At 73.2% G+C, this 8822-nt stretch carries 8 protein-coding genes; 5 read left to right on the forward strand and 3 right to left on the reverse strand.

The features are described from left to right. Window positions 1-49: 49 nt before the first annotated feature. Window positions 50-2812 carry a histidine kinase dimerization/phosphoacceptor domain -containing protein gene (locus tag Q0741_RS18385; protein ID WP_298234640.1) on the forward strand — a complete coding sequence of 921 codons (2763 nt, stop codon included), beginning with the start codon at window positions 50-52 and terminating at the stop codon, window positions 2810-2812. 249 nt (window positions 2813-3061) lie between these two features. Here Q0741_RS18385 and petA read toward each other — a convergent pair whose 3' ends face one another. Further along, a complete protein-coding gene (petA, locus tag Q0741_RS18390) occupies window positions 3062-3667 on the reverse strand; it encodes a ubiquinol-cytochrome c reductase iron-sulfur subunit (RefSeq protein ID WP_298234641.1) in 606 nt (201 codons plus the stop codon). Between the two features lie 263 nt (window positions 3668-3930). Beyond that, entirely contained in the window at window positions 3931-5001 is a 1071-nt protein-coding gene (locus Q0741_RS18395; protein WP_298234642.1) for a nucleotidyltransferase family protein, read from the reverse strand. Between the two features lie 153 nt (window positions 5002-5154). On the opposite strand from Q0741_RS18395, the gene Q0741_RS18400 reads away from it, so the two are divergent. From Q0741_RS18400 to Q0741_RS18410, 3 genes are all read left to right on the forward strand, one after another. Beyond that, a complete protein-coding gene (locus Q0741_RS18400; RefSeq protein WP_298234643.1) occupies window positions 5155-5448 on the forward strand; it encodes a PqqD family protein in 294 nt (97 codons plus the stop codon). A gap of 14 nt (window positions 5449-5462) precedes the next feature. After that, entirely contained in the window at window positions 5463-5651 is a 189-nt protein-coding gene (locus tag Q0741_RS18405) for a hypothetical protein (protein WP_298234644.1), read from the forward strand. Between the two features lie 278 nt (window positions 5652-5929). Further along, entirely contained in the window at window positions 5930-6730 is an 801-nt protein-coding gene (locus Q0741_RS18410) for a hypothetical protein (protein ID WP_298234645.1), read from the forward strand. Window positions 6731-6763: 33 nt separating this feature from the next. On the opposite strand, the gene Q0741_RS18415 is transcribed toward Q0741_RS18410, so the two are convergent. Beyond that, entirely contained in the window at window positions 6764-7363 is a 600-nt protein-coding gene (locus Q0741_RS18415; protein WP_298234646.1) for a hypothetical protein, read from the reverse strand. A 258-nt stretch (window positions 7364-7621) separates the two neighbouring features. Between Q0741_RS18415 and Q0741_RS18420 the strand changes: the two genes are divergently transcribed. Then, the coding region (locus Q0741_RS18420; protein WP_298234647.1) for a sigma-54-dependent Fis family transcriptional regulator at window positions 7622-8822 on the forward strand (1201 nt) is incomplete at its 3' end.

Below are 8822 nucleotides of genomic sequence, written 5' to 3' on the forward strand. Positions count from 1 at the left end.
GCGGGCCGCCTCCCGGGTGCCGTGTCAACGACGGACGATTGGGGGCTTCTTGCAACATTCCGAACCGGCTTTCAGGTTGCCGCGCGCCGGTGGACTGCCGTTTCCGCGTGCGATCCGCATCGCGCTGGGGCTGCTGCTGGCGGTGGCGGTGGTGGCGCTGTGGTTCCAGAACGTTGCGCGCGAAGCCGTGCGCGGGCGTGCCCTCACGCACCAGGTGCGGCTGGAGCTGGCCGAGCTGCGCAACGACGTGCTGGAGCTCTCGCGCGCGGTGCGCGGCTACGTGGCCACCGGGCGCGAGGACTGGCTGGAGCCCGGGCGCGAGGCTCAGCGCCAGGCGCCGCGGCGGCTGCAGCGGCTGCGGCAGCTCAGCGAGCACGACCCGGTGCAGCTGCAACGGCTCACGGCGCTGGGGCGGCACCTGCAGGCGCTGATCGAGCTGGACGAGGCGGTGCTGCACGCGGCCGTGGTGCAGGGCCTGCCGGCCGCGCGCGAGCGCATCGCCGCGAGCACGGGCCCGGCGGAGCTGGCGGCGATGTCGGACCTGTTCGATGCGCTGGACGCACAGGAGCTCCGGCTGCTGGGCGAGCGCGACGTGGCGGTGCAGCGCAACACCGACCTGACCGTCGCCGTGACGGCGCTGGGCAGCCTGCTGTCGCTGGCGCTGGTGGCCTGGGCGGGCTGGGGCCAGCAGCGCAGCCTGTGCCGGCTGGGCGACACCGTGCGGGCGCTGGAGCAGGCCCAGGCATCGCTGAGCCAGGCCAACACCCGGCTGCAGGCGCAGGCCGAGCAGGCGGCCGAGCTCAACGCGGCGCTGTGGCGCTCCATCGGCGACGGCGTGGTGCGGCCCTTGGCGCCGCCGTCGCCGCAGCGCCTGGACGCGCCCGAGCGGCTGGAGGCGCTGCGGCGCACACAGCTGATGGACACGCCGCCGGAGGAGGACTTCGACCGCTTCACGCGGCTGGCGGCGCTGACGCTGCAGGTGCCGCTGTGCCTGATCAGCCTGGTGGACGATCGGCGCCAGTTCTTCAAGAGCGCCTTCGGGCTGCCCGAAGCGCTGGCGGGCAAGCGCGAGCTGCCGGTGCAGGAGTCGTTCTGCCAGTTCGTCGTCACCTCCGGCGAGGCGCTGGTGGTGGAGGACGCGCGCCGCGCGCCGCCGCCGCGCTACGCCCTGCCGGTGCCCGAGGGCGTCGTGGCCTACCTGGGCGTGCCGCTGGCCACGCCCGATGGCCACGTGCTGGGCAGCTTCTGCGTCGTGGACAACAAGCCGCGGCAGTGGACGGCGCTGGAGCGCAGCTCGCTGGAGCGCATCGCGCAGTCGGTGCTGGCGGCCATCGCGGTGCGCATGCAGCTGCGCGCGCTGGAGCGCCGCGTGGCCGAGCGCACGGCCGAGGTGCAGCTGCTGGCCGGCGCGATCAAGCACTCGCTCAACGGCGTGAGCATCGTGGACAGGCGGGGCTACATCGCCTATGCCAACGACGCCTACGCCCTGCAGTTCGGCTATGAGCGGCCGGAGGAGGTGGTGGGCGAGCCCGTGGAGCTGCATTGCACGCAGCCCGAACAGGCGCAGCGCGTTTACGAAGAACTGCACGCCTGGGGCGCCTGCCGCACCGAGCTCACGGCGCGGCGGCGCGATGGCAGCCCCTTCGAGGTGCTGGTGGACGCGTACCTGGCGCGCGACGAGGGCGGGCATGAGGTCTACGTCGGCACCACCATGGACATCACCGAGCGCAAGCGCGCCGAGCAGGCGCTGCGCCTGGGCGAGGAGCGGCTGCGCCTGGCGCTGGAGGCGGCGCACATGGGCGCCTACGACCACGACCCGGCCACCGGCGAGGTGCAGCGCATCGGCACGCTGTACACGTCCCTGGGGCTGGCGCCGCGCGGCCGCGGCGAGGAGACCATCGAGCGCGTGCACCCCGAGGACCGCGCGATGCTGCTGTCGCGCATGGCCGGGGTGAGCCCGGCGCAGCCGGGCTACACGGCGGAGTACCGGATTCACACGGCCGCGGGGCACTGGGCCTGGATCGCCGACCATGCGCAAGCCAGCTTCTCCGACGCCGGGGAGCTGCTGCGCCAGATCGGCATCAACATGGACATCACGGCCCGGCGCGAGGCCGAGGCCGTGCTCAAGGCGGCGCTGGCGGAGAAGGAGGTGCTGCTGCAGGAGGTGCACCACCGGGTGAAGAACAACCTGCAGGTGGTCTCCAGCCTGCTGCAGCTGCAGCGCCGCCAGTTGCGGGACCCGGCCATCGAGGCCGTGTTCAGCGAGACCGAGCACCGGGTGCGCGCCATGGCGCTGGTGCACCAGCGGCTGTACCAGCAGTCCACGCTGTCGGCGCTGAACTTCGCCGACTACCTGCGCACGCTGGCGGACCAGCTCATCCGCTCCTTCGGCGCAGAGCGCCGGGTGCGCCCGGCCTTCGAGCTGCAGCCGCTGTCGCTGCCGGTGAACACGGCCATCCCGCTGGGGCTGATCGTCACCGAGCTGATCACCAACACGCTCAAGTACGCCTACGGTCCGGGCGGCGAAGGGGTGCTGGGCCTGGTGCTGCGGCCGCAGGAGGCCGAGCCGGCCGCGCCGCGCGGCGTGGTGCTGGAGGTGCACGACAGCGGCCCCGGCCTGCCGCCGGGCTTCGATCCCGCCGTCGCCACCAGCCTGGGCATGCGGCTGGTGACGCTGCTGTCGCGCCAGCTGGACTCACTGGTGGAGATCGGCCCCGGGCCGGGCACGCACTGGCGGGTGACGGTGCCGCTGGAGGCGCCGGGCAGCGCCGTGGCCGACACCGGCGCGGCGCCGGCGACCGTGGCGGCGTGAGCGGCGGCGCCAGCTTGGCGCCGCCGATGCGGTGCTCGGCGAAGGCAAGGCGCAGCCTGCGCGCCTGGAAGTCAAGGTTGGCGCAGCCGTTGCAGGCGCACCTGCAGCGCGGCGGCGTTGAGGGCGCCGAGGTGCGCGTCCACGCGGCGGCCCCGGGCATCGAAGAAAAGCGTGAAGGTTCGGCGGCTCAGGCGTTGAGCGCCGGCCAGCTTGCCACGCGACGCGGCGCGCCCATGCGGCGCCCCGGCATCACGCCTTGTCCTCGCCGATGAGCAGCCGCGTGTCGCTGAGGTAGCGGTGTGGCGGGATCTCCAGGTTGGTCGGCGCGGGCTTGTTCTTGAACACGCGGCCGGCGCCATCGAAGGTGGAGCCGTGGCAGGGACAGAAATAGCCGCCCGCCCAGTCCGCGGGCAGGCTCGGGTTGGCGCTGTGGGCCGGCACCGCGCTGGGCGAGCAGCCCAGGTGCGTGCAGATGCCCACGGCCACGAACACCTCCGGGCGCAGCGAGCGGCTGCCGTTGCGGGCGTAATCGGGCTGCTGGTCCCGGGCCGAGGCCGGGTCGGCCAGCGCGTCGGTGTTGCGCTGCAGCGCCGCGATCATCTCCGGCGTGCGCCGCACCACCCACACCGGCTTGCCGCGCCACTCCACGGTCTTCATGCCGCCGGGCGGGATGTCGCCGATGTCCACCTCCACGGCCGCGCCCATCGCCTTGGCGCGCTCGCTGGGCGCGAAGGTGGAGGCGAAGGGCACGGCGGTGGCCGCCGCGGCCACGCCGCCGGCGCCCGCGGTGGCGATGAGCCACTGGCGGCGCAGAGGGTCCGGCGTGGTTGCGCCGTCAAGGGTCAGATGCGTCATGGTCGTTCCTCAAAGGGTTGGCGCGCACTCCCCGGCCCGTCACGGCGGCAGGGCTGTGGCGCCACGCGGCAAGTACCGCGGGTCACGACCTGTCTTATCAAGATGCGGGCCAGGCGCCGGCAGCGCCGGCCCGCCCGGCCGCCCAGGCCACGACGTCCTCCTGCCGGCACGGACGCGCCGCGTGCAGGCTGCCACGCCTGCCAAACGTGGCAGCAGCCGGGTGGCGCGGCGGCAGTGCGCGGCCCGACGCGGGACGGCGGGCTTCAGGCCGACGCAACCCGCTTGCGCCACTGGTAGCGCGGGCTGTAGCGGCCGGGCACCGGCGGCGGCAGCGGCAGCGTCCAGGGCCGCGCGCCGACGAGGTGGCGGTCCAGCATCCAGTGGATGAGCCGGCGCTGCAGCGGGCCCACCACGCGCTGGCTGCCGGCCAGCCAGGCCATGAAGGCCGCGGGCGCGGGCGCCACGCCAAAGCGCGGCAGCCAGCTCAGCAGCGCGGCCAGGCAGCCGCGCACCATGCCGTCGTCGTCCTCCAGCCAGCCGCGCAGCGCGTCCCACTCCAGCGTCGCGCCGTGATGGCGCAGCAGGAACACCGCGTCGAAGGCCGAGGGCAGGAAGCTGGGATCGACCTTGAGCTCGGTGAGGTCGTTGAACCAGGCCGCGGCGATGTAGGGCAGCTGCAGCGCCGGCGGCAGTCGCCGCACACCGCGGCCCTGGAAGCTCGACGCCACCGTGCGCGCGAGCACCTCTTGCGGCGCGAACAGCCGTCCCACGCTGAAAGGCGAGTCCTCGGGGAAGAGCGCCTTGTGCAGCTCCACCACCGTGCCGTGGCGGCAATGGCGCAGCGGCGCGTCATGGTGCAGCCCGGGGCGCACGGGGAACTCCATGCGCTCGTGGCCGCCGTCCGGGGCGGTGAGTGCGGACTCAACCTGATCGAGCAAATGCCGCGGCAGCAGCACGTCGATGTCCGACATCGGCCGCAGGTGCGGCGCGGGCCAGAGCTGCTCGCTGACGGAGATGCCCTTGAGCAGCGTCAGCTCCACGCCCAGGCCGGCGCAGGTGTCGATCAGCTCCGCCGCCGATTGCACCAGCGCCGACTGCCGCACCCGCGCCGTCAGCTCCGCGGCCAGCAGTTCCTCGCGCCAGTGCGCGGGCACGCCCTCGGGCTGCGCCCGCAGGGCGTGGTGCAGCAGCGGACCGAGCCCGCCGTGCATCAGCCAGCGGAACTGCCTCTCCCGCACCGCTTCGGGCTGGCTCGCAAGATCCGCCGCGTCCAGGCGCAGCGGCGCTCCGGTGGCCGCGTGGGCCAGCAACAGGCCGGTCAGCGTGGACCGCATGCGATACACATTTTGTAGCTAGTCACACACACTTTCGGGGGCCTCCCTCGGGGCGATTGCAACGCGTCGGATATGAATATTCGCAACAGTTTCGCTGTTGGGACTCGCGATGCCCAAGCACCAGGGCGCGCGGCGCAAGGAAGGGAGGGCGAGATGCAGACAACCGACCCCACATCCGTGGGAATGATCGTCCGTGAAGTGGATGGCGAGTTGCTGATCCTGGACACGGCTTCCAACCACATCCACCAACTCAATGAGACCGCCAGCATCGTCTGGCGCATGCGCCGCGACGGCGCAACGCCGCAAGCCATTGCGGCGATCCTGGCCGCGGACTTCGCGGTCGATGAAGTCCAGGCGCTTGCCGACGTGCACACCACGCTGCAGCGCCTGGAATCCCTGAACCTGCTGGACGAGTGTGAGAGCACGCCCACGCAGCCCCTGGCGTGAAAGGAGACAAACCCATGGCAGTACCCGACCGCTCTAGGCGGGATTTCGTCAAGCGCGGCGCCTACGTCGCGCCGGCCATCCTGACCCTGGCCGCCGCGCCGGCCTTCGCCAAGCCCGGCTCCATCAAGCCCGCCCCTCCAGGCAAGCCCGAGAAACCCGGTAAGCCGGACAACCCAGGCAAGCCGGGCAAGGGCGGGCACTGACGCCACCGCCACCGTCGTGACCGGGCCCTCCGGCGCCGGTCTTTCCTTTTCCCAGGCGCCCGCCGTGCGACACGGCCCCTGCCAACGCACCGGGCGCCTTCCCCACGAACCACCGCACACGCCGGCACACCGCGAACACCGGGCGACGGCGTGGCGCGTGATCCGGCCCCTGAAGCCGCCACGGAGCGACGCCTGTGCCGAGCCCTCATCCGAACTCGTTCCGCCCCGCGCGCGGGGAGCCGCCTCCCGCACTGACCTTCCAGCTTCTGGGGCAGACCGTGCGCATCGCCTATGCCGATCCCACCGTCGCGCGCATCGTGACGGGCAACTTCGCCGCCATGCCCGCAGCGCCGGACAACGCCGCCCCCGACCTGGCCTACGCAGCGGCGCGCCATCCGGGGCATGACGCCTACCTCCTGCACCGCCAGGGCCGCACGCCCATCGCGGCCGACGACCCGTGCGAACTGCTGTTCCACCTGGAGAAGGACCTCATCGTGACGCTGCAGACCCGCCGCCCGGATCTGCTGCACCTGCATGCCGCGGCGCTGGCGTGGGAAGGACGGGCCTGGCTGCTGATCGGCGACTCCGGCGCCGGCAAATCCACCACCACCTGGGGCCTGCTGCACCACGGCCTGCGCTATCTCAGCGACGAGCTCAGCCCGGTGGACCTGGAGTCGCTGGCGGTGCATCCCTATCCGCATGCGCTGTGCCTCAAGCGCCGCCCGCCGGGCCCCTATGCCTTTCCCGAGGACCAGGTACTGGACTTGGGCCGCACGCTGCACGTGCCGGTGGCGGCCCTGCCCGCGGACGCGGCGCACGCCCCCTGCCCCCTGGCCGGGCTGATCTTCGTGCGGCACGACCCGCTGCTGCACAAGCCGGTGCTGCGCCCGCTGCAGGCGGCCGAAGCCGGGGCGCGGCTGTACGTGACCACGCTCAACGCGCTGGCGCATTCCGGCCACGGGCTCGACGCCGTGGCCTGCCTGGCGCAGCGCCTGCCCTCCTGGTCGCTGGCCAGCGCCGGGCTGGCCGACAGCTGCGAGCTCGTGCAGGGCCTGATGCGCGAGCGCCGCCGGGCCTGAGGGCGCGACGCCCGCCACGGCCGGCACCCGCCACTACGCGGGCGGCAGCGCCGCCACCCGGGCCAGGAACTCGTCGCGGCTGGCACCGGCAAACCACGGGTGCGTGCGCCGCTGCTCATGCACCTGGCTCACGGCACGCGACGCGCGCACGTGGCCGCAGAACAGCAGCGTCTCCGCCGGCAGCGTGAACACCTCGCGCGTGACGCTGTCCCACAGGGCTTCGGGCACGGCCGGCCGCGGCTGGAAGGGACAGGCATCCACCGCCAGCAGGCCGCCGCAGAACAGGCGGTCGCGCCACAGGAAGCTCAGGCAATGCGCCGTGTGGCCCGGCGTCGCCAGGGTGCGCACCGCCTCGCCGCCAAAGGTGACGCTGCCGTCTGGCAGCGGCCGTCCCTGCACCCGCGGCGCGGCCAGCGTGTCGAGCGCCAGGCGCTCCGCTTCGGGCAGCGCGGCATCGTGCTCGTGCGTGCGCAGCAGCCAGCGCAGCCGCAGCCGGTGCTCCGCCAGCATCGCGCGCAGCACCGCCACGTCGGCGCCGCGCGGATCCACGAGCACCGCCTCGCGGGCATCCAGGTCGGCCAGCAGGTAGCTCATCGCCCCGCTGGCCTCGTCATGCAGCAAACGGAAGTACATGGAGGAGTCCATGCCGCTCGGCCAACCGCGTTGCGGCGGCGGCGTTCAGGCATCGCTGGTGATGCGCCCGGGCTATCAAGAAGCAGGCCAAGGCGGCTCCGTAGCAAAACTCCTTGCGGCACGCCCACTTGGCACACCGGTCCGGCAAGGGCCGGCACCAGGCTGCCAGCCTGGGCTGCCAACGCTGGCAGTAGACTGCAGCGCGCTGCGCTGGCGCCCGAAACCGGTCCGGCGCCCCGACTGACTTTCAGGCTGCCCATGTCCAGCGTCCTGCCGGAGCTCGTCTCCTTTCTCGAAAGCCTGTCCGAGCCGCACATCGTGTTCGACCGGCAGTACCGCATCGTGGCGGCCAACGCGGCCTACCGGCGCCAGTTCAGCCCGGCCGGGTCCGTGATCGGACGCACCTGCTACGACGTGTCGCACCACTTCGACCGGCCCTGCGACCAGGCCGGCGAGAGCTGCCCGCTGGCGCGCTCGCGCCAGAGCGGCCAGCGCGAGCGCGTGCTGCACCTGCATCACACGCCGCAGGGCGAGGCCTACGTGAACATCGAACTCACGCCGGTGCTCGACGCCTCGGCCGAGGTCGCCTTCTACGTCGAGAAGATGGAGCCGCTGCGCGTGGCCGAGGGCACGCCGTCGGCCAAGGGCATGATCGGCCGCGCCCCGGCCTTCCAGGAGATGCTGGCGCTGGTGGCGCGCGTGGGCCCGTCGCAGGCCAGCGTGCTGCTGCTGGGCGAGTCCGGCACCGGCAAGGAGCTCGTGGCGCGCGCGCTGCACGAGGTCAGCCTGCGCGCCACGCGGCCGCTGGTGGTGGTGGACTGCGCCAGCCTGCCGGAGACGCTGTTCGAGAGCGAGCTCTTCGGCCACGAGCGCGGCGCCTTCACCGGCGCGCATGCCAGCAAGCCCGGCCTGGTGGAAGCCGCCAGCGGCGGCACGCTGTTCCTGGACGAGGTGGGCGACATCCCGTTGCTGATGCAAGTCAAACTGCTGCGGCTGCTGGAGAACGGCACCTACCGCCGCGTGGGCAGCACCGAGCTGCGCCGCGCCGACGTGCGCGTGGTCTCGGCCACGCACCGCGACCTGGACGCGATGGTGGCCGACGGCCGCTTCCGCGAAGACCTGTACTACCGGCTCAGCACCTTCCCGATCCGGCTGCCGGCGCTGCGCGAGCGGCGCGAGGACATCCCGCTGCTGGCGAAGTCGCTGCTGGAGCGGGTGGCGCCGCGCAAGCTAACGCTCTCGCGCGAAGCCCTGGCACGGCTGGCGGCCCACGACTTCCCCGGCAACGTGCGCGAGCTGCGCAACGTGCTGGAGCGCGCGGCGCTGCTCACCGACGGCAACGCCATCGAGGCGGCGCAGATCGAGCAGGCGCTGGCGGTGGGCCGGCGCCAGGCCGCGCCGCCCGCGCGCGTGCAGCCCCCGACCGAGACGCGGGCGCTGTCCGGGCGCGGCAGCCAGC

Source organism: uncultured Azohydromonas sp., assembly GCF_937926365.1.
Lineage (GTDB): Bacteria > Pseudomonadota > Gammaproteobacteria > Burkholderiales > Burkholderiaceae_C > Azohydromonas.

Bases quoted from the DNA above. Each gene is read 5' to 3' on its own strand.
- Q0741_RS18405 (WP_298234644.1), top strand. From the start codon at position 5,463: ATGGCAGTACCCGACCGCTCTAGGCGGGATTTCGTCAAGCGCGGCGCC.
- Q0741_RS18395 (WP_298234642.1), bottom strand. From the start codon at position 5,001: ATGCGGTCCACGCTGACCGGCCTGTTGCTGGCCCACGCGGCCACCGGA.
- petA (WP_298234641.1), bottom strand. From the start codon at position 3,667: ATGACGCATCTGACCCTTGACGGCGCAACCACGCCGGACCCTCTGCGC.
- Q0741_RS18400 (WP_298234643.1), top strand. From the start codon at position 5,155: ATGCAGACAACCGACCCCACATCCGTGGGAATGATCGTCCGTGAAGTG.
- Q0741_RS18415 (WP_298234646.1), bottom strand. From the start codon at position 7,363: ATGTACTTCCGTTTGCTGCATGACGAGGCCAGCGGGGCGATGAGCTAC.